This is a genomic window from Ruegeria sp. H6 (assembly GCF_056532975.1).
The window spans coordinates 515,320-539,774 of record NZ_JBQFOA010000001.1; the positions used below are offsets into that span (position 1 = coordinate 515,320).

The 24,455-nt window shown below is 56.0% G+C and carries 19 protein-coding genes; 6 read left to right on the forward strand and 13 right to left on the reverse strand.

What is annotated here, in order from left to right:
• Positions 1–459: 459 nt before the first annotated feature.
• A complete protein-coding gene (locus ACR0AG_RS02430; RefSeq protein WP_480836077.1) occupies positions 460–1,347 on the forward strand; it encodes a class I SAM-dependent methyltransferase in 888 nt (295 codons plus the stop codon).
• Between the two features lie 774 nt (positions 1,348–2,121).
• Here the strand turns inward: ACR0AG_RS02430 and ACR0AG_RS02435 are convergent.
• The 7 genes from ACR0AG_RS02435 to ACR0AG_RS02465 form a co-directional block, all read right to left on the reverse strand.
• Complete coding sequence (locus tag ACR0AG_RS02435; protein WP_480836079.1) at positions 2,122–3,366, reverse strand: Tm-1-like ATP-binding domain-containing protein; 1,245 nt, start codon at positions 3,364–3,366, stop codon at positions 2,122–2,124.
• A gap of 18 nt (positions 3,367–3,384) precedes the next feature.
• Positions 3,385–4,317, reverse strand: coding sequence for a phosphotransferase enzyme family protein (locus tag ACR0AG_RS02440; RefSeq protein ID WP_480836081.1), 933 nt, complete (start codon positions 4,315–4,317; stop codon positions 3,385–3,387).
• Positions 4,314–5,609 carry an aspartate aminotransferase family protein gene (locus ACR0AG_RS02445; protein ID WP_480836083.1) on the reverse strand — a complete coding sequence of 432 codons (1,296 nt, stop codon included), beginning with the start codon at positions 5,607–5,609 and terminating at the stop codon, positions 4,314–4,316. Before ACR0AG_RS02445 ends, ACR0AG_RS02440 begins: the two co-directional genes overlap by 4 nt.
• Positions 5,610–5,624: 15 nt before the next feature.
• Positions 5,625–7,109 (reverse strand): aldehyde dehydrogenase, encoded by a 1,485-nt coding sequence (locus tag ACR0AG_RS02450; RefSeq protein WP_480836085.1) that lies wholly within the window; start codon positions 7,107–7,109, stop codon positions 5,625–5,627.
• A gap of 7 nt (positions 7,110–7,116) precedes the next feature.
• Positions 7,117–8,649 carry a tripartite tricarboxylate transporter permease gene (locus tag ACR0AG_RS02455; RefSeq protein ID WP_480836087.1) on the reverse strand — a complete coding sequence of 511 codons (1,533 nt, stop codon included), beginning with the start codon at positions 8,647–8,649 and terminating at the stop codon, positions 7,117–7,119.
• Positions 8,650–8,657: 8 nt separating this feature from the next.
• Positions 8,658–9,194, reverse strand: coding sequence for a tripartite tricarboxylate transporter TctB family protein (locus ACR0AG_RS02460; protein WP_480836089.1), 537 nt, complete (start codon positions 9,192–9,194; stop codon positions 8,658–8,660).
• A gap of 62 nt (positions 9,195–9,256) precedes the next feature.
• Positions 9,257–10,186, reverse strand: a complete 930-nt coding sequence (locus ACR0AG_RS02465) for a tripartite tricarboxylate transporter substrate-binding protein (protein ID WP_480836091.1) — start codon at positions 10,184–10,186, stop codon at positions 9,257–9,259.
• Between the two features lie 107 nt (positions 10,187–10,293).
• Between ACR0AG_RS02465 and ACR0AG_RS02470 the strand changes: the two genes are divergently transcribed.
• Together ACR0AG_RS02470 and ACR0AG_RS02475 are read left to right on the forward strand one after the other, a co-directional pair.
• Complete coding sequence (locus ACR0AG_RS02470; protein WP_480836093.1) at positions 10,294–11,073, forward strand: IclR family transcriptional regulator; 780 nt, start codon at positions 10,294–10,296, stop codon at positions 11,071–11,073.
• 32 nt (positions 11,074–11,105) lie between these two features.
• Entirely contained in the window at positions 11,106–12,458 is a 1,353-nt protein-coding gene (locus ACR0AG_RS02475; protein WP_480836095.1) for an aminotransferase class III-fold pyridoxal phosphate-dependent enzyme, read from the forward strand.
• 134 nt (positions 12,459–12,592) lie between these two features.
• On the opposite strand, the gene ACR0AG_RS02480 is transcribed toward ACR0AG_RS02475, so the two are convergent.
• On the reverse strand, positions 12,593–12,976 hold the full coding sequence (locus tag ACR0AG_RS02480) for a nuclear transport factor 2 family protein (RefSeq protein ID WP_480836097.1): 384 nt from the start codon (positions 12,974–12,976) through the stop codon (positions 12,593–12,595).
• A 362-nt stretch (positions 12,977–13,338) separates the two neighbouring features.
• Between ACR0AG_RS02480 and ACR0AG_RS02485 the strand changes: the two genes are divergently transcribed.
• Entirely contained in the window at positions 13,339–14,295 is a 957-nt protein-coding gene (locus tag ACR0AG_RS02485) for an alpha/beta fold hydrolase (protein WP_480836099.1), read from the forward strand.
• A gap of 194 nt (positions 14,296–14,489) precedes the next feature.
• Here the strand turns inward: ACR0AG_RS02485 and ACR0AG_RS02490 are convergent, their stop codons facing one another.
• Positions 14,490–16,226 (reverse strand): adenylate/guanylate cyclase domain-containing protein, encoded by a 1,737-nt coding sequence (locus tag ACR0AG_RS02490; protein ID WP_480836101.1) that lies wholly within the window; start codon positions 16,224–16,226, stop codon positions 14,490–14,492.
• Between the two features lie 248 nt (positions 16,227–16,474).
• Here ACR0AG_RS02490 and ACR0AG_RS02495 point away from each other — a divergent pair, with 248 nt between their 5' ends.
• Both ACR0AG_RS02495 and ACR0AG_RS02500 read left to right on the forward strand, forming a co-directional pair.
• Complete coding sequence (locus ACR0AG_RS02495) at positions 16,475–18,301, forward strand: GAF domain-containing protein (protein ID WP_480836103.1); 1,827 nt, start codon at positions 16,475–16,477, stop codon at positions 18,299–18,301.
• A 491-nt stretch (positions 18,302–18,792) separates the two neighbouring features.
• Entirely contained in the window at positions 18,793–19,689 is an 897-nt protein-coding gene (locus ACR0AG_RS02500) for a helix-turn-helix domain-containing protein (RefSeq protein ID WP_480836104.1), read from the forward strand.
• A gap of 154 nt (positions 19,690–19,843) precedes the next feature.
• Here ACR0AG_RS02500 and ACR0AG_RS02505 read toward each other — a convergent pair whose 3' ends face one another.
• The 4 genes from ACR0AG_RS02505 to ACR0AG_RS02520 all read right to left on the reverse strand — a co-directional run bounded on the left by ACR0AG_RS02505 (position 19,844) and on the right by ACR0AG_RS02520 (position 24,326).
• Positions 19,844–21,463 carry an N-acyl-D-amino-acid deacylase family protein gene (locus ACR0AG_RS02505; RefSeq protein WP_480836106.1) on the reverse strand — a complete coding sequence of 540 codons (1,620 nt, stop codon included), beginning with the start codon at positions 21,461–21,463 and terminating at the stop codon, positions 19,844–19,846.
• Positions 21,460–22,749 carry a TRAP transporter large permease gene (locus ACR0AG_RS02510; protein WP_480836108.1) on the reverse strand — a complete coding sequence of 430 codons (1,290 nt, stop codon included), beginning with the start codon at positions 22,747–22,749 and terminating at the stop codon, positions 21,460–21,462. The genes ACR0AG_RS02505 and ACR0AG_RS02510 overlap by 4 nt, the downstream gene beginning before the upstream one ends.
• A complete protein-coding gene (locus ACR0AG_RS02515; protein WP_480836110.1) occupies positions 22,746–23,285 on the reverse strand; it encodes a TRAP transporter small permease in 540 nt (179 codons plus the stop codon). The genes ACR0AG_RS02510 and ACR0AG_RS02515 overlap by 4 nt, the downstream gene beginning before the upstream one ends.
• Positions 23,286–23,351: 66 nt before the next feature.
• On the reverse strand, positions 23,352–24,326 hold the full coding sequence (locus ACR0AG_RS02520) for a TRAP transporter substrate-binding protein (RefSeq protein ID WP_480836111.1): 975 nt from the start codon (positions 24,324–24,326) through the stop codon (positions 23,352–23,354).
• Between the last annotated feature and the right edge of the window lie 129 nt (positions 24,327–24,455).

Here is a 24,455-nt window from a genome sequence, read left to right on the forward strand (position 1 = left end):
CAGGTGTAGAATTCCACGATCCCACATGTTCGCGGCTGATGCGGGCCGTTCTGCGCTGCTAATCACGAATAGGCGCGCCACAGCAGTGGTTTTTGGTATCCTCTTTACAAGTTCGAGTGCTTGGTGCGCCACATGAATGATGGCTCGGTGTCTATGAAGGCGCCGATAGGAAAAAAGAAACGAAAAGTTATCCCAAAAAGTTAAGTGCTTTTGCGTCCTGCGGAATGGGTCAGAGGTTTGGCGAAACAGCGCTCAGTTTGAACTCGCAGTCACGCGACAAACCCAAGCAGCGTAATGGGTTAATCCATGCCAATTGTAAGTTACTATGAAATGGGGAGTTTTATGCTAAAGTAGCAAAAAATAGGAGTATTGTGAGGTTCTTGGCGCTCTGGCACCATGGTTTTTGGCCAACGCCATGCACCAGCAACACTTATACACGAAATGTTTGAAGATTGACACATGGTTATCAGGTTAGACGAAGCAAATCGTTCTCTCATTGAAAAGCACCTACTAAGTAATGAGGGCGACCAACTTGTTGAATATATGTATCGCAAAAGCAAGGAGCTCGATTGTAGTGATATACCTGAAAATGCTAGATTTGCAGCTCGAACCCTAGGATGGGTTTCGGATGATAAGAGGTCGCTTACGACATTGGGTTGGTTCGTAGCTGATTCCTGTCGAGAGTTCAAATTCTGGAATGATCGCGATCGCCATCTACCATTTGAAGAAAATGAAGGATTAATAAATCGGCAATATTTCTCTGGGAAGACCGTTGTTGAAGTAGGGTGTGGTATGGGGGCTAACTTGATGTCGCTCCAAGGTTTCGCCGATAATGTCATTGGGATTGAACCTATAGAATTATATGTTCAGATGGGGGTGATGCTGCGTGAAAAAGAAAAACTGCAACAGTTGGATATCCGTATCGGAGAAGTTGAAAAAATCCCTTTAGAATCGAATGCGTGTGACGTGGTGCTTTGTGTAACGGCACTTCAATATTTTGACATTGCGCCCGCACTCAAAGAGATTTCCCGCATTTTGCGCCCAAAGGGAGAGCTAATTATCATTGGAAGAAACTTTAGAAGTTATCTGAAAAAGGCTGTATTTAGTAGTTCGATTTCCCGTAGTTCGTTAAAGCCAATGATTATGGCGGTTTTGAACAGCCTAAGCTACATGGCATTTCAAAAGCGTGTTCTGCCAGCGCGCACTGAAGCCTCCACAACACGACCGATTTACCCAACCCGAAGGGCGATGCGTCGGTGGTTGTCAGATGCAGATCTAAACTTAATTCCAAATTACCCTGGAATAGGCCGAGATACCGGGTTCTGTGCGAAGAAGCTATCTCCTTGAGCAGTCTCATCTGACGGTGCCGTTGCGAGCGAGCACTCGGAGCTTGGAATAGAATCTGTGTAATTGAGCCGCAGTTCTCTCGGCAAATGCGTGATAGCACAGGAGAAATGACGGGCGAGCAAAACTGAGCAGCGTTTTTTCGGATTAGACGTATGAAAAACGACGATGCCTGTTAGCATTTGCTTTGAATATGGATAAACAACGGAGGTGGTGAGAAGAGTGCCAAACTCCGGAACAGTTTGTAAGGCGCTGCACATGCATCGCGGGACACTACAATGCATTGTCCGCAATATTGGCCGAATAGCTAACTGATTTTATACTGAGTTTTCGGATCGAGGCCCACTAATGATACTGACTTGTTGGCCGAGTTTGCGCGAGGACATGTATAGAAAAGTTGAAGTCAAGAGCTTTGTCGCATCGGAGCGAAGAGCCTTGTTGAAAGCCTTTCAAAATCCAGATTTGTCGAGACGTAATTCGGATTGTCGGGTTGACGAATACCACGCTTTCGACGTGAAACCGCCGTGGCTTTCGGGAAGAACACAGCGGGTATTAGCCTTGGCAACAACGTGGCTTTGGCGGCGAGAACGACGCTCTTTGGTGAAATCACTGGCTAAACGGATTAGGCAGAAACTCAGACGATTATGCGTTTGGCGGCAACATAGGATCTGGGCTCTGTTTCTGAAAATCCTTACTGCAAATTTCGATTGCCAAATTGTCGTCCAGTAATGGTCGTTCCCTAAACTTGAGACACATGCTGAAAACTAGCTCGCTCGATTATCCTCGCCGGTGTGATTGAACAACCCCGGTTTTCACCCATTCGTCGAATTGAGCTAGAACGGCGTCGCAAAAGGCCGTGTCGTTGATGTGGGCGTCTAGTTCGGTCATTGGCACCCGACCGTCCATGACCTTGCGGGCTTCGTCGACCATGTCTGCAAGGGCCGCCGGATCGTGGGCTTCTTCGCCTTCCTTGTCCCAGGCCTCCACCCCCTGCACCGGCAGGAAGAATTGGACGGGTCCGGTGGCGGCCTCAAGACGGTTAGCCAGTTCCCGGATCCAGGCGCGGCGCTCATCTCCGCTGAAAACCGAGCTTTTGATCAGGCGGTTGTGTTCGTGAAAGGGGCGATCCGCGTATTGGTCAGGGATCTCTTGCCAGCCGGCAAAATCCAGCAGGTCCAGCGCGCCGGGGGCCACCATCTGGGGCGTGCCGACACGCCCGGCATTGGTCAGACGGTCGACGCCGCTTGAGACAACGGAACCTGCCAGCATGTTGCCGAACTCTTGCATGCAGAAATCCATCACGCAGACAAAGGCACCTTCGGCGGCTAGTTTCTCGAACGCCATGCCGCCCATTCCGGTTGAATGGAACACGGCGACCTCAAAACCGCGTTCTTCCAGCGCAGGTTTCAGTGTTTTCATATAGCGCAGACAGGACGAGCCAAGGCTGGTCATACCGATCAGGGATTTGTCGCGATCCGGTGCGATGGCCGCCTTGGCGGCACCGACGACGGCGCCTGCGGCCTGCGCCAGCGAGGAACGGCAGATGGAGTTCATACCGTACAGACCGCCGGCCCACAGGATCATCTGCACATCAGGCGCCAGCCGGTGTGGCGGGATCAGTGGCGAAAAGCTGACCGTCGAGACAATGTATTTCGGCACACCCATCGGCAGAGCCTGTGCACAGTCCAGCGCAAGATCGGTGCCCATGGTACCGCCAGTGGCCAGCATTCCGTCAAAGCGCCCCTCGGCATAGGCTTTTGCCACCACTTTGGCGGCTCCGGCGGACATGACGCGGAACGCCTTGTTTTCATCCCCCAGCGCGATCACCTGATCGATGGTCATGCCTTCGGCGGCGGCGACATCGTGTTTCGAGATGTCTGTGGGCACTTTGGGATCACCCAGAACCGAGACATCCATGGTCAGAACATCGGCACCTTGTGCCCGCACGGCCTGTTCGATGTAACGCATCTCGGGGTCTTTGGTGTCGTATGTCCCGATCAGCAGGATCGTTTTGGTGGTCATGGTTTCCTCCTGTGCGTTTTATCCCAGGTAGCGCCAAAGCAATTCCCGGGCGGTATCCTTGAACCGTGTATTGCGTGCCTCTGATCCGTCTTCGCCCATCCGGGACGATATCCAGCCGACATAAGTGGCTGCACGCAGAGCCAAAAACAGGTTGAGATGTTCAATGTTGAGCGCGCGTTCTGAACGGTATCCTTCCAGCAGCGCCGCTTGCAGGGCGTCATAATCCGGTTCGTTCAGGTTTTTCAGCAGCGTTGTGGCGATGTCAAACAGGCGGAAGCCAAAACCAGCATCATCGAAATCAATCAACCAGACCTTGTCGCCTTGAACCATGACGTTTTCGCGCACCAGATCGGCATGGATCAGGCCGTAATCCAGCTGGGCTTCGACCTGTTGCAGGTCACGGGTTGCTGTTTCGCGGAATGCTGTGAACAGGGTCCGATCTTCGTCCGAAAGGGTGGGGTTCTCCCAAAACTGATCCCACAGGGGGGTTTCGCCCACCAAACCGACGCGGTCCCAGGACCAACGGGTAAACCCATCGGGTCGGGCCCAGCCATCGCTGACCTTGTGCAGGCGGGCCATTTCGCGCCCGATGGTCCTGAAAATCCCAATTCGGTCGGCGTGATCTATCCCGGCCTCGGTCGATCCCAGCGGACGACCGGGCAGCCAGTTCAGCATATCGACCTGGATACCATCCAACAGATGCAGATAAGTTCCATCTTTTGCAGGGACGGGTGTAGGCACACCGACGCCCTTAGCTCCAAGCTCGGCGATCCATTGCAGTTCGGACCGCAGGGCGGCATCAGTGTGCAACCCTTGCCGATGCAGGCGCAGGGCAAAGCTATTGCCGCCGGTCTGAACCCGATAGACATGGTTTTCGCGGGCCGCGACCAGAGACCATTCGGCATCTTCCATGCCCCAAAGGGTCAGGGCCTTTTCGACTGTGGGGGTCATAGGGTCAGCGGGGTTTCGGCCAAAACCGCGTCCAAGGTATCAAACAACAGATCGGCGTTTTCTTTCGAGAACGGCATCGGCGGCCGGATTTTCAGCGTGTTCTTGTGACTACCCAATTTCGAATGGATGATCCCCCGGTGCCGCATCGCGTTGATCACCCGATCGGTGAATTCGCTGGCAGGTTGCTTGCTTTGGCGATCCAGCACCATCTCGGCCCCGAAGATCAGGCCCGAGCCGCGCACGTCGCCGATGAACTCGTATTTCTGCTGCAATGCGGTCATGCGTGCGCGGGCGTGATCACCGACCGTTTTGGCGTTGGCGACAAGGTTCTTGTCATCGATCTCTTGCAGAACGGCCATGGCCGCGGCGCAGGAGACCGGGTTGCCGCCGAACGTGTTGAAATAGCGATAGCCCTTGCGGAACGTGGCCAGGATTTCGCTGCGCGTCACCACGCCCCCCACCGGATGGCCGTTGGCCATCGGTTTGCCAAGTGTCATGATATCCGGCACCACGCCCATTTTCTGATGCGCCCACATATGGGTGCCGGTGCGACCAAAGCCTGATTGCACTTCGTCACAGATCAGCAGGCCACCGGCCTTGCGCACCACTTCGGCCACAGGTTTCAGCCATCCATCGGGGTGGTCCGGGAAGCCTTCGTTCAGGAAATAGGGGCAGACAACCAAAGCGGCAAAGCCGATGCCGGATTTCTTATGCTCGGCGATCTGTTCGGCAACTGCGTCGGCGAATTTAGTACCGTCAGGGTCAGGGTTGCGATAGCTGTCGGGTGCTTCCACAAACCGGAGATACTGGTTCAGACCAAAGCCTACCGTCGGCACGTTCGACTTGCTCAGTTGGCTGACCAGCGAGGTGTTGCCGTGATAGGTCGCGTCCGTGGCGACTATCCCACGTTTTCCGGTCATGCCTTCGGCCATGCGCAGGGCGATATCGTTCGCCTCGGACCCGGTGCAGGTCAGGATGGCGGTGTCCAGCGTGGCATCCATCGTGCCTGTCAGCTTTTCGACATAGTCCAGAATGCCGTCATGCAGATAACGGGTATGGGTATTCAGTGTCGAGGCCTGACGGCAGATCGCGTCGACGACGCGCGGGTTGCAATGGCCTACATGGGGCACATTGTTATAACAATCCAGATATTTGCGCCCGTCAGCATCCCACAGCCAGACGCCTTCACCCTTAACGATATGAAGCGGCTCATCATAGAAGGTTGAAACATTCGGGCCCAGCAGCCTGGCGCGACGTTCAACAAGCTCAGCGGATTTTGAGGGAAGCGTCATACAGTCGGCCTTTGGTCAGAGTTTTATCCAGGCGGTTTTCAGGTCGGTATATTTTTCAAGCGCGTGCAGGGATTTGTCATGCCCGTTGCCCGACTGGCGCACCCCGCCCAGCGGCACGGTCAGATCAGACCCACCATAGGTGTTCACATGTACAACGCCCGCGCGGATACCTGCGATCATCCGGTGCGCACGGCCAAGGTTCGACGTCCACACGCCCGAAGCCAGACCATAAACCGAGTCATTGGCCAGCCGGATCGCCTCCTCCTCGTCCTTGAAGGGCGTCACCGCCAGAACCGGGCCAAACACCTCGTTCTGGAACAGGGTGTCAGTGGGTTTCACGCCAGTCATCACGGTTGGGGCCATGTAATAGCCGCCGGTCTCGGTCAGAATTCGGTCGCCACCTGTTCGACGCTCGGCACCTTCGGCCTCGGCCTTGGTGACGAAGTCCAGATTGCTTTCCAACTCGGGCAGCGAATGAACCGCGCCGATTTGCGTGTCCAGATCCAGCGGGTTGCCGACGCGCATCGCTTGGGCCTGGTCGACCAATTCGGCCACGAAATCGTCGTGGATATCCTGTTGCACAAGCAGGCGCGACCCGGCGACGCAAATCTGGCCCGCGTTGCGGAAGATGCCACCGGCAGACACCTTGGCGGCCTCGCTCAGGTCCGAAGCGTCGTTGAAGACGATATTGGGGGATTTGCCGCCCAATTCCAGATAACAGCGTTTCAGGTTCGAGCGAGCCGAATACTCCAGCAACCGTCGCCCCGTGGCTCCCGAGCCGGTAAAGACCATGATGTCCACATCCATCGACAGCGCCAGCGTCTCACCCACCACCCGGCCCGAACCGGTGACGACGTTCAGCACCCCGTCGGGCAATCCGGCCTCAGCCGCCAGCTCGGCCAGTTTCAACAGCGACAGAGACGCGCTTTCGGCTGGTTTCAGAACGACCGAGTTGCCGGTGGCCAGCGCCGGGGCCAGCTTCCACGACCCGATCATCAGCGGCATGTTCCAGGGCACAATCGCGCCCACTACGCCCACGGGCGCGTGATGGATCAGGCCCAGCACGCTGTCTGCCGTGGGTGCGATCTGGCCATAAACCTTGTCAATCGCTTCGGCGTAATAGCGGAAGGTTCCGGCGGCCGACATTGGTTCGGCCTTCATGGCCATGGTGATCTCGGTGCCGTTGTCGCGCACGCCCAGAACCGCCAGTTCAAGGGCGTGCTTTTCGATCAGATCGGCCAGTTTCAACAGCACTTTCTTGCGTTCAGCCGGGGCGCGGCGCGACCAGCGGCCATCTTCGAACGCAGCGTGCGCAGCGGCAATCGCGGCCTCCATATCCGTCGGAGTGCCTTCGGCAATCTGCGTCAGTACCGCGCCATCAATCGGCGACAGCACATCCCTGTGGCCGCCTTCCGAGGCCGCGACCCAGCGCCCGTCGATAAAATGCGACCGCGGGGACAGGGCCACAGATCGCAGGGCGTCAATATCGGATTGGTTCATGGCAGGCTTACCCTTGCTGATTTGGGTGATCGGAATCGACCGGTTGCGCGGTCGGTTCCGGTTTCAGCTTGTTTTTGAATTCGTAATACAGCGTGCGGCAGTGCAGGATCAGGATCAGCACGATCAGACCGAATAGAATGGCCGCAATTGGGCGGTCGACAAAATCCAGCGGCGTTTTCACGCGGGCCATGGCGCTGCGCAGTTTGGTCTCCATGATGCCGCCCAGAACCATGCCCAGAATGATCGGCACAATCGGCAGGTCCAGCCGTTTGAGGATCAGGCCGAACACGCCGAACCCCGCCGCGATGGCGCAGTCGGTGATCGAGTTGCGCAAGGAATAGACCCCGACAAAGGCCAGGATCAGGATCATGATGCCCAGAAACCGCGTCGGGATCTGGATAATCTTCAGCAGCAGGTTGGTCGAGAACAGCAAGAACACCAGAACGATCACGTTCAGCAGGATCAGCGCCATATAGAGCGCCATGACGAAATCCATCTGGTTTTCGAACAGCTGCGGGCCGGGGATCACGTTGTGGACATAGAACACCGACAGCATCATCGCCGTCAGCGCCTCGCCCGGGATACCTAGCGCCAGCAACGGGATCATAGCCGCACCCGGCACGGCATTATTGGCCGCCTCGGACGCCACCAGACCCTCGGGTGAGCCATCGCCGAATTTCTCGGGCTCTTTCGAGGTTTTCTGCGCATAAGTGTAGGACAGGAATTGCGAGGTGAATTCCCCCGTGCCCGGCACCATCCCCATGAACACGCCGATGCTGGAGGACACGGTGGCAATGCGTTTGAGGCCCAGCAATTCCTTGAGACCGGCAAACATATTGCCGCTGACATGGGTGTCGCCGGGGGCGTGGTTCTTTTCCAAAAGCAACAGCAGCGCCTGACTGATCGCAAACAGGCCCAGCACGACCACGATCAGGTCGACGCCCGAGGCAAGCCAGCTTTGCTCAAAGGTAAAGCGGCGGGTGTATTTGACCGGCTCAAGCCCGACGGTGTTCAGGAAGATACCAAAAGCGGCCAGCATCCCGGCGGCAAAGATCTGCCCCCGATGCGCAAGCACGACCAAAACGATGCCCAGCAGGGCGGCCAGAAAAATCTCTCGGCTGCCGAAATGCGGGGCAACCAGCGCCAGCACCGGCGACAAAATCATCAGGCAGATGATCGCGAAGACGCCACCAAAGAACGAGGCCGAATAGGCCAGCGCCAGTGCGCGGTGCCCTTGCCCGCGTTTGGTCATGGGATAGCCGTCATAGGTGGTCAGCGCGTTGACGGCTGTGCCGGGCGTGTTGATCAGAATGGCGGGGATGGCCCCGCCATACATGGACGAGCCATAAATGCCCAGCAGCAGGGTCAGGCCCACGATGGGTTCAAAGGCAAACGTTGCGGGCAGCAGGATGGCGATGGCCACCGCCGCGCCGACCCCGGGCAGGGCCCCAATGATGACACCGCCGATCGATCCAACCAGAAGGGCGATGATCACCTGCCATTGCAGCAGAATTGAAACTCCGGACAGAAGCGTTTCCATGATGCCCCCTACAGATAGGTCAGCGCAAAGGCGCGTATGGATTCGGGCAGGTACTCATAGACCGCACCGGCGGGGATTTTGACCTGCAGCAAAGCCCGGAACACGATGGTGACGACAAAGCCGAACAATGCGGCGACACCGATGGCCCCCGACCCCCGAAACCCGGCGCGCAGGGTCAGGAAAACCGCAAACAACATCGTGGACGGCAGATATCCAAGCTGTGGCACCAGCAGGACGTAGATCAGGAAATAGGCAACATATTCGAACGACCGGAGCCAGAACCCAACCTCGGCCCAGCGACCGCTGATCCGGTCGGATATAGCCGAGCTGAGCCAGTGCAGAAAGCTGAACGCAACCATGCACCAGACCGCAATCGTCGGCCACAGGCCCGGCTGCGCAAACCATTTGGTGCGTTTGACGACCTTTGTCTGCTCACCCAGCTGAGACAAGAGGAAGACGGAGAAGGCCAGGAACAAAACGGCAAACACGACGTCACCGGGTCGGCGATATCTTTTGAACATGTCCTGAAGCGTTTTTGCGATCATTGGCCCCTCCCTGACCGATGGAAAGGTCGCGCGGAAAGGACCCGCGCGACCCTGCGATGTGTTTATTCGCCTACAAGGGCCTGGATCGCTCCGATCGTTTCGCCATCCTTTGCGATCTGGGCGTTCGATGCGTCCGCATCCAGCCAGTAGATCAGTACGCCTGTCTCACCGATCAGGTTCTGGGCTTTCTCGGTCTGCAGTGCCTTCTGTGCCGCCGCCGCGATTTTCTCGCGTGCTTCGGCAGGCGTGTCCTTGTGGACGAACAGGCCGTTCCACAGCGCCAGGTTCAGTTCGGGATGCAGTTCACTGACGGTCGGTGTGTCCGGTGTCAGGCTGATACGTTCGTTGCCGATGCTGGCCAGAACGTTGACGCTGTCCATGCAGGGCAGGATCAGTTGCAACGTGGTATTGATCACGTCCACATCACCCGAGGCCAGTGTGTTGCAGTCGAGCGCATCAAAGGCGGCCTCGCTGGCAAAATCAAAGCCCGAGCTGATCGCCGCGGCAAAGGTCACCTGCGTGGGGGGCAGGAACGACCCGAAGTGACCCAGCGCCACGTCGTTTTCCTTGCCGTGGGCGACCAGTTCTTCCCAATTCTGGAACGGCGCATCCTTGCTGGACGCGATCACGAACGGATAGGTCATGAAGATGCCAATCGGCTCGAACGGGTTCGGGGACAGTTCGGGGATGCCGATTTCGGGGCCACCAATTGGCACGTCTGTCACGAAGGACCCGATGGTATAGCCATCTGCCGGCGCGGTTGCCACTTCGACAGCACCGGGGAAGGGTCCGCCGCCACCGCCGGGCTTGTTCACAACTGCGGCCGGAACACCGTACATCGCCTGAAACTCATCCGCGATGATCCGCGTCAGGACGTCTTCCAGATCACCCGGAGGCCACGGAACGACAAAAGAGACCGGTTTGTCTGGATACTCCGCCAGCGCTGCGGTTGCACTCACAACAAAAGCGGCGGCTGTTAGGACTTTCTTCATTGACACCTCCCGTAGATGGTTCATTATATGATCCGCGTTAACAAGTTTATGTTGCTTTGTTAAGTTTGTTCTGTCAAGTATTACCTTAATCGGAGGATGTGAATCGCATGGGTACGGCCCTGAACGCCCTGAAAATGCTCAACTACTTTTCGAAAGCCCGGCCCGAAGTTGGGCTGAGTCAAATCGCGCGGCTGTCCGGATTGAACAAAGCCACCGCGCTGCGCCACCTGCGCGAGCTTGAGGAATATGGGCTGATCGAACAGAACCCCATCACCAAATCCTATGCGGTCGGGCCCGCCGCGCTGCGTCTGGCCGCGTTGCGCCAGATCGCCCGCCCCGGCATCGAAAGCGCCCGCCAGAGAATGCAGATCGCCATGCAGGATGTGGGGGAAAGCCTGCATCTTTCCCTGCTCGAAAAGGATGCGTTGCAAACGGCTCTGGTGGTCGAAACAACGCGGCACAGCGTGCGTGTCAGTCTTGATCCAAGCGAGGTCCTTCCGATCAATGCCACTGCCTCGGGCCTGTGTATGCTTAGCTTTGGTCCGTCTTTCCTGCGCGACCGCCTCGGACAAGAAAAACAAGCGCAATACACGGACACCACGCTGACCGACCCGGCGCAGATCAAAGAGCGGGTCGCGACCATCAGCCAAGCCGGGTGGGCCAACAGCAATGGCAGCTATGAAAACGGCGTCTTTGGCTATGCGGCACCCATTTTCGGCATTGATCAGGTGGCGCTGGGAACCATCGCCATTGCCGTTCCTGAAAGCCGCGCCAGCGGCGAACGGCTTCCTGGAATTCTGACCGCCCTGCATGCCCTCTCGACTGATCTGACCGCAAGCTTTGGCGGACAGCTCCCCGACACTTTTCCAACCGAATTCCATCCGTGAGCGGATGGGCACAAATACCGGAGACCCGAGACATGAAAGACTCGAACTTTCTGAAGGAAAACAATGCCCGCCACTTCTGGCACCCGATGGCGCATCCGGCCGACAGCCAGAAGAACCCGCCGATTATTCTGAACGGCGGTGAAGGGGTCAGCATCATTGATGTCGACGGTCACAAGGCCATCGATGCCGTGGGCGGTTTGTGGAACGTGAACCTTGGCTATTCCTGCGATCCGGTGAAACAGGCCATTTCTGACCAACTCAATGCGCTGCCCTATTATTCCACCTTCCGCGGCACCAGCAACGACAAGGCCATCGAGCTGTCTTATGAGCTGGCGCAGTTCTTTGCCCCCGACGGGCTGACCCGCGCGTTTTTCACTTCGGGTGGTTCGGATTCTGTGGAAATCGCCCTGAAAATGGCGCGCCAGTACCATAAGATACGCGGTGAGACGGGCCGGACCAAATTCATCAGTTTGAAACAGGGCTATCATGGCACCCATTTCGCCGCCGCCTCGGTCAACGGCAACCAGAAGTTCCGCGCAGCCTATGAGCCGATGCTGCCGGGCTGTTTCCATATCCCGGCCCCCTGGACCTATCGCAACCCGTTCGATGAAACCGATCCCGAGCGTCTGGCGCAGCTTTGCGTCAAGGCGCTGGAGGCTGAGATCGCTTTTCAGGGTGCCAATACGGTCGCGGCCTTTATCATGGAGCCGGTTCTGGGTGCGGGCGGTGTGATCCCGCCGCACAAGTCTTTCATGCCGATGGTGCGTGAGGTCTGTTCGAAACACGGCGTCCTGCTGATCGCGGACGAGATCATCACCGCCTTCGGCCGCACCGGCAGCGAAAGCGGTTCGCGGCATTGGGGCGTGCAGCCCGAGATCATGGCCACGGCCAAGGCCATCACCAACGGGTACTTCCCCTTTGGCGCGGCCATGATCTCGGGCGCGGTGGCCGAGGTGTTCGAAAACGACACCACGGGCAAGGCATCGGTCGATCAGGGCTATACCTATTCCGGCCATCCGGTGGGCGCGGCGGCAGCCCTGGCAGCGCTGTCTGAAATCAAGCGTCTGAAGGTCTGGGAAAACGCCGCCATTCGCGGGGATGAGCTGTACACCGGTCTGCAATACCTGGCCGAGAAACACGACGTGATCGGCGATGTACGCGGCGGCGAGGGGTTGATGTGTGCGATTGAACTCGTATCAGACCGCGCCACCAAGGCGCCGATCGCCAAACACCTGCCATTGCAGGTGCAGCAGGCGGCCTATGAAGATGGAGTAATGATCCGTGTGTCGGGCAACAACATCATCCTGTCGCCGCCGCTGGTTGTCACGGCGGATGACGTGGCCAAAATTCTGTCCGCCCTCGATACCGGCCTGTCGAGCCTGTGACAGCCCCTGCGTATCTGGCCCCGCGTTGAGCGGGGTCAGACTGGGTAGAGATATGCAGGTTTTTGGGAGCGATGATGCATTATTCAAGTGGACCCTTCTCGGCCTATCCGGTCCATTTTTGCTAGGTCAGGAGATCATTTTGCCTGACGGGCATAGGCCTCGGCGTCAAACCACCCGCGTGAAGACTGAACTTCCATCTGGTGGTTCAAGTCCCATTCTTCCCAACCATAGATTTTGAGAGGATTGCCAGTGGCCGCATCATGGCCGGTGAGGGTCCACAAAAAGAGCACATGTTTTCCAGAAATGCGCACATCATCGCATGTAAGCGTCAGGTCTGGCACATCTCTGAAAAATCCGTCAGCCATTTCCTGCACTCTTTCTCGGCCAGACCATGGCTCCTCCTGATTGATCACGATCTCACCATCCGGTGCGTAAAATGAAGCAACGGCCTCGGCCGACTTCGTGTTCCAGGCCTTTGTATAGAATTGCGCCAATTGCGTGATTTTCACGGTGTCCATTTTACTACCCTCATTGCCTTCGGTTGTCTCAGGAATGTCGCTGCATGAATTCGTTTGCGCTTGAGGAAGGCATGAGGAACCTCTTAGGATTTTCTTGTGATTGATCCATTTGCAAAAAAGACCCGGAAAGCGTTGCGCGAAAGTACAAGTTTGGCGACTTCGTTCTTGACCCGAGCCAACACAGCCTGAGGCAGCTGGGCACTCTGGTATCGATTGAGCCAAAGGTGTTCGACCTCTTGCTGCTTTTGGTGCAAAACGCAGGCGAATTGATCGGACGCGACACATTGATAGAGTTTGTATGACAAGGGCGCATCGTCTCAGAGTCTGCGATCAGTGCGTGTGTTGCGGCTGCCCGACGCGCAGTGGGCGACAACGGTCAGTCTCAGGCGATTATACGAACTGTCGCACGGCGCGGCTTTTTGTGTTGTGCAGAGGTAGAGATTGTCAAAGTCTCGAATCATGCGTCACCAAGAGAGCTTTCGCCAAGGCTCCAGTTCACCAAAAACCGTGAAGGTAAGACCATTGCTTATTCCGTGGCTGGCGAAGGACCTCCGATCATATACACAACATTTGGCGGGACCAGTATCGAGGCTGATTGGAGTTCCCCGTTTTTTCGACCGTTGTTTGACGCAGTATGTGCGAAGAACACGTTGGTGCGCTTTGATGAAATTGGCAGTGGCCATTCTGATCTCGATATGGACTCGGCAGGGGTCGAAGCCGTCGCCTATGACCTGTTGAGCGTTGCGGATGCCGTTGGACTTGAACGGTTCAGCTTGTTTAGCCAATCAGGGTCTGCACTTTCGGCCGTTTTTCTGGCTGCAAACTACCCAGACCGAGTGCAATCCATGGTTTTGAATGGTGGCTATGCCGAGGGCCGGAATGTGCGGCAGGATACCACCGGCACCCAAGAAATGCTGGGTATGATCTCCGAAGGCTGGGACAAACCCGACAGCAGTTTCTTGCTGGCATATTCATTGCTGTATTTCCCGGAAGGCCCGCTGGACTTGGCCAAAGACATCGTTGAGATCCTGCACAAATCCTGCCCGGCAGAGAACGTGCTGCGTATGCGGAAGGCGCATAGTGATGCTTCCATAGTCGATCTGCTGCCAAAGGTGCGGTGCCCGACGCTGATCGTTCATGCACGCAACGATTCAATCCACCCGCTACCTCAAGCACGAAAACTGGCGGCGGGGATCGCAGGATCTGAATTGTTGGTTCTGGATTCCGCAAATCACGTTCCTATGCCACAAAGCTCAGACTGGGACGCGTTTCTGGATGCGACTTTGAACTTTTTGAATGAGAACACGGACTCTATTTGAAAGCCTAAGGCTCGGTCGTCATACCCGCTGCGAGCAGAACAAGCGCTGTTTGTGTCACAGCCAACGGATGCTTTGTGAAAAATCGATGAAGGTCTCAGAAATCGGCTAGTTGTGAACAGAGATGGAACTCGACGATTTGCAGGTCAGCCGGTAAACACCAAAGACCCTCAAACAAGAAACGCTGATCCAATCGTTTATCCTGGCAGACCCGCCTTCTGTAGGGCTCCCACAACACGTGAGCGGTCTTCGGTGCGCCTGAAGGATCTTACAAATTGTGTTTGGTTGAGACGAAAATCTGGAAATTCGCCAAGCAACGACAGTGACTCTGTTCTGGCTTCCTCAACCTGCCCGGACCCTACCAGGTTGAGTATCCTATAAAGTCTCGTGACGGTTTTTCCACCTTCGCTGCTTGCCAGAATCTCCAGCGCGTCTTCGCATCGATCGTCAAGGAAATAGGCAAGAGAAAGGTAGTTTTTGAAGACATCAGGCGCATACTGATTTGTAGCGAATGCCCGTTCAAGCTGAACCACGGCCTGGTCCAGTTCACCGTTCCACAACCGCGCAAGGCCCAGTGTTATCATCATGTCGCTGTGATATGGATTTAACTCGTAGGCTCGTTCAGCATGTGCCACGCCCTTTGCGTAGTCGCCTTCAAAAAAGCGCAGGCGGCTCATAAGCCGATGAATGTGAGCGGAACGCGGAAATCGGCGCATGAGATCGAGCATCTCATTGATGTTGATCTCCAGCGCATTCGCGCGCGTCGATGGCCAGCCGCTGGCAAGTTCAATTGCATATGTCCAGCAAAGGCAGAGCTTGGGCCACAGCGCAGCGGGATCTGATCGCAAAACGTTTTCAAAGTGAATTCTGGCGGCTGCATTGTCTTTGGGATTGACCCGGTGAAGGAGTTGAAGACCGCGCACAACCTGCTCTTGGAGTGAAAGCGCGGAATCTGGCTTCTCGGCGATCGCCTTTGCCTGCTCTTCGCCGACCGCATCGCTCATTGTGGATGCAACCAGCGCCGTTATATCGTCTTGGATCTCAAAGACGTCATCGAGGTTGCGGTCAAGTGTGTCGGACCAAACCCGGCGACCATTGGAGACTTTCACAAGCTGAAAACTAATACGCGCTTTTTGACCCGCAACCTGTACCATGCCTTGCAGCGCAAACTCGGCTCCGAGCCGTTGCCCGGCTTCCAGCGTTCCGGAGTTTGTGATGGCCTGCTTTGCACTGCTGGGATCTATGAGTTCGAACTCTTCAAAATGTGCAAGTGCCGAGGCTAGGGTTTCGGTCAGCCCAGAAGCCAGTCTTTCTGCGTCAACGCTGGAGCCTTGGTGACGAAACGGTGAAAAGAGAACAGTCGGAGGCTTCCAGGTCGACAACGCATCGTTGGATCGAGTTGTGGTCTGCATTTCGTCGGGGAACATGCGCGCACTGGATTGCAAATGAAAAAGGCGCACAGGTTCAGCTATGTTTTTTAGATGCTTGATCCCAAGATCCACAAACTGTGCCTCAACTTTTCCTTTTGATTGACGCCATGCAGCCTCGGAAAGACAAACTCCACCCGGTTGTGCGAGGGCCTCCAAACGGGCAGCGACATTGATCCCTTCACCAAACAGATCATTTCCCTCGACAATGACATCACCCAGGTTGATGCCTATGCGAAATATCAGCGGTCCTTCGTTTTTGTCCTGCCAGTCAATCGCGCATTGCACAGCTGAAACGACGCTTGAAAACTCAATCAGATATCCATCTCCCATCTTCTTGACGATGCTTCCGAGGTAGTTTGCGACGGTGGGTTGGATCAGTTTTCGTTCGCAATCCTTCAAATGAGCAAGCGTGCCTGCTTCGTCTTCGCCCATCATGTTCGAATAGCCAACGACGTCAGCGGCCAGAATGGCGGCAAGTCGCCGCTTCGGTTTGCTGTTTTTCATAACCCTAAGAATAGCCCAGGGTTTGACCCAAGGCTATGATTCCGATCACTCCCAGATTCGAGTATGCCCACTGCAGCATAGCGGCAGGAATACAAGTTCGTGCTCACCGCGCGCCTCATTCGGGGCAGATGCCCGGGCGGTACACGAAGCGAAAGGAGACGTGCTTGCCCACCGGCGAGCGGCTGGTCAGCAAAGGATGGTGCCTATACCATGGCGTGAGAGATCGAAGCGTTCAGGATTTGTCTTGCATGATTGAGAAGGATAGCGATGAACGGGTGCGCACCGGCAAAGGACAATACGGCGCGCGAAAACAACTTGCGGCAACTCAGGAGATCCTTCAGCTCATCAGCAAGAGCCGTGGGGATGAAACTCCGGTCTTCGATGCAATCCTGTCCAAAGCGGCCGAACTTTGCCACGCTCCTATGGCCTGGTTGTTGCTTGTCAATGACAGCTCAAACAAACTGTCGCTCGCGGCGTATCATGGGCTGACAAGGCGCGCGCTGGTCATCGGTCAGACTTGGCCATTGGACCTTGTTGACGGGCTGTCCGGGCTCGGACGGGCGATTTTGCATGCCAGGACCTTCCCCGACGAAGACATTAGCCTGTCACCCGGATATCTGGCGGGCGAAACAGGAATGGTCCAACTGGTTGATGAAGAAGGCATTCGCTCGCGGATTTCCGCGCCACTCGTCCGCGACGACAAGTGCATCGGTGTCATTGTACTTAGCCGCCGAGAGGTCGATCCGTTCAAAGACGATGAAATCCGGCTGGTCGATACATTCGCTGGTCAGGCCGTTGTCGCCATCGAAATTGTCCGTCAGTTCCGCGAACTGCAAGAAAGAATGAGGCACGAAGCCGCAACAACCGTCGTCCTGAATGCTATCAGCCAGAGCCGATCAGATACGCAGCCTGTATTTGATGTTATTATCGAAAACGCAGCGCGTCTTTGCAGCGCGCCGCACGCCATGCTGCTATTGTGCGACCCAGCGGACGAATACTTGCGCCTTGCGGCCAATAATGCCGCCGAGTCCGCCTTCATCGACCGCATTCGGGACCGCCCCCACCGGCTCGACAACACCGATAGCTACGCGGTGCGCGCTGTTCATGAAAAACGTGTCATCCACTTGAAAGACCTCTTTGAGGAGGCAGAACTGGCGGCAAAGGTTCCTCAAATCAAGGACGCGCTTGAACTTGAAGGCATGCACACGGTGTTGCAAGTTCCGCTTTTGCAGGGAGATAGGGCCATCGGTGTTATCGCCCTCTACAAGTTGGAAATTGCACCTTTCACGGAAGACCAGATCGCCCTCGTCGAGACATTTGCGGCCCAGGCCGTCATCGCAATCGAAAACACCAGGCAGTTAAGGGATCTCGAAACGCTCAACTCCGAACTGGGAGACCAGGTTGAAAAACAAGTAGTTGAGATTGAGCGTATGAGTAGACTCAAGCGTTTCCTACCAACCGCGGTTGCAGATACGATCATTTCCACTGGCTCGGATGCGATGCTTCAGAGCCACCGCGCCCTTCTGGGCGTTCTATTCTGCGATATTCGAGGTTTCACGGCATTCTGTGAAACCGCCGAGCCAGAAGAGACAATCGAAGTGCTGCAGACTTACCACGAGGAAATGGGCAAGTTGATCAATGCGCATGGTGCGGGGGTCGATCATCGGATGGGCGATGGGATCATGGTGTTGTTCAATGACCCGTTGCCCTGCGAAAATCCGGCAGGTGATGCAGTACGGCTTGCGGTTGCGATGCGGGCGAAGATGATTGAGCTCTCAAAGCGGTGGAAGCGTCTCGGTCATCGACTGGGTTTCGGAGTGGGGGTTTCGCTCGGATATGCGACCGTGGGCTTGGTCGGATATGAGGATCGTTCAGACTACACAGCCTCAGGTACCGCGATTAACGTCGCGGCTCGCCTATGCGATATGGCCAAGGACGGAGAGATATTGCTCAGCACACGCGCAGCAATCGCAGTGGAGGGCGAGTTTCCATCGGTCTCGGCAGGAGAGGTCACGCTGAAAGGCATCCGCGAACCGGTCGAGGTTTTTCGAATGACCGATGGCACGGCAGCTTAAAATAGAAAGACGCGAAGGTTACTTTGGCCTCTTCATCGTCTGAGGGAGTGTGGCCTATCGGACAGCCGCAGCGGGGTAAAGTCCAAGGCGCACCAACCTCATGGTTAGCGCGAAATATTATTGGTTCGCTAGAGATTTAGTTTTGGTTTGAACTAAGAAACGAGAATCAGCGGTAGAATCTGCGCGCAGACGCTTGTTTACAGCTTTGTCGGTTTCGATTGTCACGATCGAGTCTTTGGCCGAATTCGCGCGGATCATTTTTGGCCCAGAACCATGGAAACAACAGTTCTATTGTACCGGGAAAGCAAGAGATGCGTCGGGGCATTGGGATCGTTCCCTTTGTGATCGTTAAGGATCAAACCTGCTCATCCAACCCATACCCTACCACCGACATGAACCGGACTTCCCGTAAGTCATCCGTAAGTCTCTTGGCAAAACGGTCTTCAAAAGGCATGCTAATGCCCGATGCCTTCTAACTGCGCAGGGTTCGCATGGCGGTTCAACCTTCATTGTTTGCCCAAAAACTGCGTCTCTGGCGCTCCAGCAACGGTATCCATGGACGCATCACGCAAGAGGCGTTGGCAACGGTTTTAGGCGTTAGTGTGGATGCAATTGGCAAATACGAACGCTCACTCTCGTTCATTCGTGGTGATCTTGAGAGCCGATTGTCGGAAAGGCTGGGATGGGCCCACGACGAAATTTTAGCTTGTCGACTGGATTGGCAGGCGCGGCAGGGTCGTGCCGATGTTTCAAAATACCAGTTGTTGGATGACGCACTGGTCGACAGGTACTTTGACGGGTCTTACCAAGAGGCGATCTGCCATATGATCTCGACTGCAGACAAGGAATTGGGTCGATTGCCAGATGAGTTGACCGTCAATCAGACAGTCTTTCAGCCGATCTATGAAGTCTACAGCGACCATTGGCAAATGGTTATCAAAGACGGACAGATGGTTGCCAAATGGGCTCTGTTATTGCTTTTTCCTGAAGACGAGTCCAAGTTTCGGGCATGCAGGCTGTGTGAATCCAATCTATCCGTCGAGCGCGTACGACAGCCTATTCTACCGGGTACTTATTTTGGCTATTGCCCAGCTTTGATCGTAGGTCGTGGTCACGAAGGTGCTGCGCCATTGTTGTTGTCATCCTTTGTTTCATTCTTAGAGCAATTGGCGCGGCGTGATATTGTTCTGCATGGGCTGGGCTCAATCAGCTGCTCTTATGGCGGCGCACAGTTGTCTCAGGACCTTGGGATGAACCGCCTGGGTGACTATCGGCTTGAACCGGATTATAGTGTTTGGGAACTACCGGGCTCGGCGATTTCCACCTCGCTTTTCGGGCGGCGCAGTCCCTTGTTGCGCCACGCCTACTCGCAGGCCTTTCCAGTCTAACCACGGGTCGAACCTGAGAGGTGTTGTCATACATGGTTGTGGTACCCAACCGCGCTGCGTCTCTGAGTGGGCTCAGTTTTCTGATGTCAAATGAACGATGCCAGGATGCTTCAATGGTTAAACACCCGGTAGGTACTGGATTCAATCATGTCAATCAGCCCGCCTCGGCAAACTCTCGGATCACCTGACCGGCGTTTACCGGGGTTCGTTTGCCTTCGCGCATGGACAGTTGCCCGTTGACCAGCACATGGGCGATACCGGATGCATATCGGCGCGGGTTTTTGGCTGTGGCGTTGCTGGCGATATTGACCTTGTCGAAGACGCAGATATCCGCCCTGTGACCCGGTTTCAGGTGGCCGCGGTTCTTGAGGCCCAGGCGTTTGGCCGGGATCGATGTCAGTTTGGCGATACCTTCTGCCAAGGTAAGAACCTTGCGGTCGCGGACGTAGTATTGCAGGAAACGTGCCGCCCATCCGTATCCCGACAGCGAGCCGACGTGGTCTTTCAAAATACCCTCGTTGGCGATTGCCACGGTGTCCGAGATCACGGCGCATTCAGGTTGTTCCAGACACAGTTCCACGTCTGAATCGCGGAAGGATTTCGAGGACCACATGCAGGCCATGAGGTTCTCGCCCTCTTCCAGCAGAATATCCAGAACCGCATCATAGGGATCGCAGCCGCGCATTCGACCAATCTCGGCAAAATCGGCACCAACGATGTCCTTGTTGAAGGTCGCATTCAGCAACACGATGTCAGACCATTTCCGGGCTTTGACGATCAGCCACATCGGCTGCGGGTTGGTTTTGATCTTTTCGCGGCATTCGGGGTCGGCAAGACGCGCCAGAACGTCATCTAAAGTACCCGCCTGTGCCCATTTGGGCAGGATCGCAACCATTAGCGTATGGTTCCAGTCGTGGGGGATGACGTCGAAGGCAATATCCACGTCATGCTGCCGGGCCAATTCGATAATCTCAAGCGTATGGTTCATGGCGTGATCCGGCGCGCCGAACTTTGGCTGGATATGGCTGATCTGCAGCTTGCTGCCGGATTTTTGTGCGGTCGTGATGGCTTCGGCAAAGCCCTGATCATATTGGGTGTCACGATTGCGCACATGGGTTGCATACAGACGTTTGTATTTGGCCGCGACTTCGCACAGGGGTACCAAATGTTCAGATGACGCAAGCGAGCCGGGAAAATACTCAAGACCAGACGAAAAGCCGCCCGCGCCTTCATCCATGCATTTGTCAACAAGCCGCGCCATTTTCGCGATGTCTGCGGCTTCGCCTGGATGAAGCTCATCGCCCAGCACGGCGCGATGTACGGTACCGTGGCCAACAAAGGCCATTACGTTCACGCCCAGCTCGGTCTTGTCCAGTACGTCAAGATAATCGCCGAACCCGAGCCATTGATCGTGTTTGGCTTGTGCTGTGTACCAGGGGGCCACACGCCGAATGTCATCGGGCGAATTGACCGGCGCGCAGCTGATGCCGCATTGGCCGATCACTTCGGTCGTCACGCCCTGATGAACCTGGCTTTCGGCGCGTCCATCAGCGATGAGGGTAAAGTCGGAATGCGTATGCATGTCGATAAACCCCGGGGCGACTACAAGCCCCGAGACGTCGATCACCTGGGCGGCGTCTGACAGACTTAGCGTGCCAGTGTCCTCAATCGCACTGATGGTTTCACCTTTGATCGCCAGATCACCCACAAACCCGTCATCCCCGGAACCGTCGAGGATCGTGCCGCCTTTCAGGATAAGGTCATGGCCGGTCATTTTGCCTCCCCGTACAACCAGTTTGGCAAGAAGGTTGTCAGGTCCGGGAAGAATATCAGGATCACCATGCCAATCACATAGGCCAGAATGAACGGCAGCACAGCGACCGAGATCCGCTCGATAGATATGCCTGAGATACGGGCTGCAACCGTCAGGTTCGCCCCCAGTGGTGGTGTCAGAAATCCGATTTCACAGGTGATGACAGTGAAGATACCGAACATCACCGGATCAACGCCCAAGGAGGAGACCAACGGCAGGAAGACGGCGGTGAACAGAACGATCTGAGCCAGGCTTTCCATGAATGTGCCGATAAAGATGTAAAAAATCCCGATCAGCAACAGCACCAGAACGACATTGGTTGTCAGCGAGGTTATCCCCTCCTGCACTGCCGTGGGCACATCATAGAATGCGGTGAGCTGGCCAAAGGCCAAGGTGGGGGTCAGCAGGATCAGAATGCCTGTCAAAAGCGCGGTGAACCGCAGGGCGTCGATGACTTTTTTGACGGTCAGTTCACGATAGACGAACAGCCCGACAAACAACGCGTAAAACACCGCAACGCCCGCCGCTTCGGTCGGTGTAAAGGCGCCGCCATAGATCCCGCCAAGGATCAGAACGGGGGCACCGATGGACCATTTGCCATCCCATGCAGCCTTCAGGAAAGGTTGCCACGAGAAGGGATCTCCGTCGCCGCCATAGCCGCGTTTGCGGGCGATAATGTAGGTGGTTACCATCAGCAGAAACGTGACCATCACGCCCGGGATCAGCCCGGCCAGAAACAGGCGCGGGATCGAGGTCTCGGACACTAGGCCATAGATAATCAACAGGTTGGACGGCGGAATAAGACTGCCCAAAGCGCCCGCGCTTGCTGTGATTGAGGCTGCGAAAGGCACGTCATACCCCTCGCGCTTCATCGCGGGCACGGTCACCGAGCCAATGGCGGCTGTCGTCGCTGGCCCAGACCCAGAAAGCGCCGCAAACAGCATGCAGGCGAAAACGGTGACCAGCCCCATCGAGCCGCGATACGCCCCGACAAGGTTGGTCGCGATAGCGATCATCCGGGTTGCCATTCCGCCGACCTCCATCAGTCGGCCGGCCAAGACAAAAAGGGGGATGGTCAGCAATGGAAATGGCGTCAGGCTGCCGTAACCCGTTTGCGCGATCAATGTGTACGGTATGTCGATCAGGAAAAGCGCCAGCGCGGTTGTCAGTCCAACCGACACGAACAGCGGAACGCCCATGATCGTCAGGACGACAAAGGCAATCGCAAGGATCATCAATGGGCTCATAGTGGGCGCTCCTGATCCTGCGTGGTGCTTTCCCACTCTTCTTCAAGCATCCCGGGCAATCCGTTCCTGCCTTCCTGCCACCAAAGCAGATATGTCTGAAACAGCCGCAGCAGCATCAGGCCATAGCCGATCACAAGGATGGTTTGCGGATAAAACTGGTTGATGCCCAGGCTGGGGCTGGTTTCCGGGAAGCGCCAGAAAACATAGAGGTAGTCCCAGCTGATCCGTATCATGAAGATGCAGAAGAAAGCCCAGAGAATATCCGCAAGGAAGATGACGTATTTTCCTACGCGTTCTGGCAGTGCTTGTACGGCAACCATGATGCGGATGTGGAAACGTTCACGAACACAAAGCGATGCGCCCATGTAAACGGCCCAGACCATGCAAATTGCTGCTGTTTCCTCGGTCCAGTGTAGGGCTACTTCAAACACATATCGGGCGACGACCTGCGCAAAGACAGCGATCGCTATGATCGCCAGGCAGGTGCAGCAGATCAGTTCTTCGAAATGCCGCTCAAGCCATCTGATGCCCGACATGTTCCCCTCCGGTCTTCTTGTCAAAAAGGGCGCCCTTCGCGGCGCCCTTTTCGTTTGTCTTGCGGCTTATTGGGCCGCAGCCTGGATGGCCTCGACCAAAGCGACAAACTCTGGCCCACGCTTTTCCGCAAACTCCTGCTGAACGCCTTGTGCTGCGGTGATGAAATCCGCCCGATCGGGATCGGTCCGCGCCATGCCGCCTTCGGTTGCCAACCAATTGCGAATTTCTTCTGTCTCGCTTGCCACTTCGGCGGCAAAGGTTGCGCCCGCATCTTCGGCTGCTGCCAGTATCTGCGCGCGCTGCTCGTCGTTCAGCTTGTTCATGAACGTGTCAGAGGCAAAGAGCGGTGCGAAGGCCACGAAATGTTCCAGAATGACCAGATGCGGCTCAAACTCGAAGAACTTCATGTCGCGGATGAAAGATGTTCCGTTATCGCCTCCGTCAACTGTGCCTGTTTGCAGCGCCGTCGGGGTTTCTGACCACGCCAATGGCACGGGGTTTGCGCCAAAGGCTTCAAACGTGGCGATCATCACCTCGTTCTTGGGAACCCGGACCTTCAGCCCTTTCATGTCGGCCATTGTGTTCACAGGCCGAACCGAGTTGTAGAAATCGCGATACAGGGCCGGGCCAAAGGCAAGCAGGTGCACGCTGGTATCGGCCTGCAGCTGATCCTTCATCATCTGACCGACGTCACCGTTCAGCACACGATCAAGATGTTCCTTGTTCTGGAAGATATAAGGCAGAACCGTCACATCCATCATTGGCCAATGCGGCGAGACATTGTTGGCAGTAATGAAAAACCCGTCAACGGTGCCCAGTTGCATGGCCTTGAACGCTTCGTCTTCGCTGGAAATCTGGTTACAGCACCGCAGCTTGACTTCGATGTCGCCGTTGGTGTGTTCAGCGACTTTCTCTTGGAATATCGCGCCAAAGCGGCCGTAGAGAGATTCTTCGGGCGCGCCGAATCCGACATTCATTGTGATGTCTGCCGCCCAGCCGGACGCCGCAGTCAGCGTGACCACCACTGCGGAAATCGACATTTTCTGCAAGTTTTTGAATAACATATAATCCTCCGTGCGGTATTTTTTTGTCGTCTCGCGGGCTGGTGTCAGACCGCGGCGATTGTACTTAGGAAGATTAGCCCCTCGCCTATTCCCCACAAAACAGTC

Bases quoted from the DNA above. Each gene is read 5' to 3' on its own strand.
- ACR0AG_RS02515 (WP_480836110.1), bottom strand. From the start codon at position 23,285: ATGTCGGGCATCAGATGGCTTGAGCGGCATTTCGAAGAACTGATCTGC.
- ACR0AG_RS02475 (WP_480836095.1), top strand. From the start codon at position 11,106: ATGAAAGACTCGAACTTTCTGAAGGAAAACAATGCCCGCCACTTCTGG.
- ACR0AG_RS02460 (WP_480836089.1), bottom strand. From the start codon at position 9,194: ATGATCGCAAAAACGCTTCAGGACATGTTCAAAAGATATCGCCGACCC.
- ACR0AG_RS02480 (WP_480836097.1), bottom strand. From the start codon at position 12,976: ATGGACACCGTGAAAATCACGCAATTGGCGCAATTCTATACAAAGGCC.
- ACR0AG_RS02470 (WP_480836093.1), top strand. From the start codon at position 10,294: ATGGGTACGGCCCTGAACGCCCTGAAAATGCTCAACTACTTTTCGAAA.
- ACR0AG_RS02455 (WP_480836087.1), bottom strand. From the start codon at position 8,649: ATGGAAACGCTTCTGTCCGGAGTTTCAATTCTGCTGCAATGGCAGGTG.
- ACR0AG_RS02465 (WP_480836091.1), bottom strand. From the start codon at position 10,186: ATGAAGAAAGTCCTAACAGCCGCCGCTTTTGTTGTGAGTGCAACCGCA.
- ACR0AG_RS02510 (WP_480836108.1), bottom strand. From the start codon at position 22,749: ATGAGCCCATTGATGATCCTTGCGATTGCCTTTGTCGTCCTGACGATC.
- ACR0AG_RS02435 (WP_480836079.1), bottom strand. From the start codon at position 3,366: ATGACCACCAAAACGATCCTGCTGATCGGGACATACGACACCAAAGAC.
- ACR0AG_RS02500 (WP_480836104.1), top strand. From the start codon at position 18,793: ATGGCGGTTCAACCTTCATTGTTTGCCCAAAAACTGCGTCTCTGGCGC.
- ACR0AG_RS02450 (WP_480836085.1), bottom strand. From the start codon at position 7,109: ATGAACCAATCCGATATTGACGCCCTGCGATCTGTGGCCCTGTCCCCG.
- ACR0AG_RS02495 (WP_480836103.1), top strand. From the start codon at position 16,475: ATGATTGAGAAGGATAGCGATGAACGGGTGCGCACCGGCAAAGGACAA.
- ACR0AG_RS02430 (WP_480836077.1), top strand. From the start codon at position 460: ATGGTTATCAGGTTAGACGAAGCAAATCGTTCTCTCATTGAAAAGCAC.
- ACR0AG_RS02490 (WP_480836101.1), bottom strand. From the start codon at position 16,226: ATGAAAAACAGCAAACCGAAGCGGCGACTTGCCGCCATTCTGGCCGCT.
- ACR0AG_RS02445 (WP_480836083.1), bottom strand. From the start codon at position 5,609: ATGACGCTTCCCTCAAAATCCGCTGAGCTTGTTGAACGTCGCGCCAGG.
- ACR0AG_RS02505 (WP_480836106.1), bottom strand. From the start codon at position 21,463: ATGACCGGCCATGACCTTATCCTGAAAGGCGGCACGATCCTCGACGGT.
- ACR0AG_RS02520 (WP_480836111.1), bottom strand. From the start codon at position 24,326: ATGTCGATTTCCGCAGTGGTGGTCACGCTGACTGCGGCGTCCGGCTGG.
- ACR0AG_RS02440 (WP_480836081.1), bottom strand. From the start codon at position 4,317: ATGACCCCCACAGTCGAAAAGGCCCTGACCCTTTGGGGCATGGAAGAT.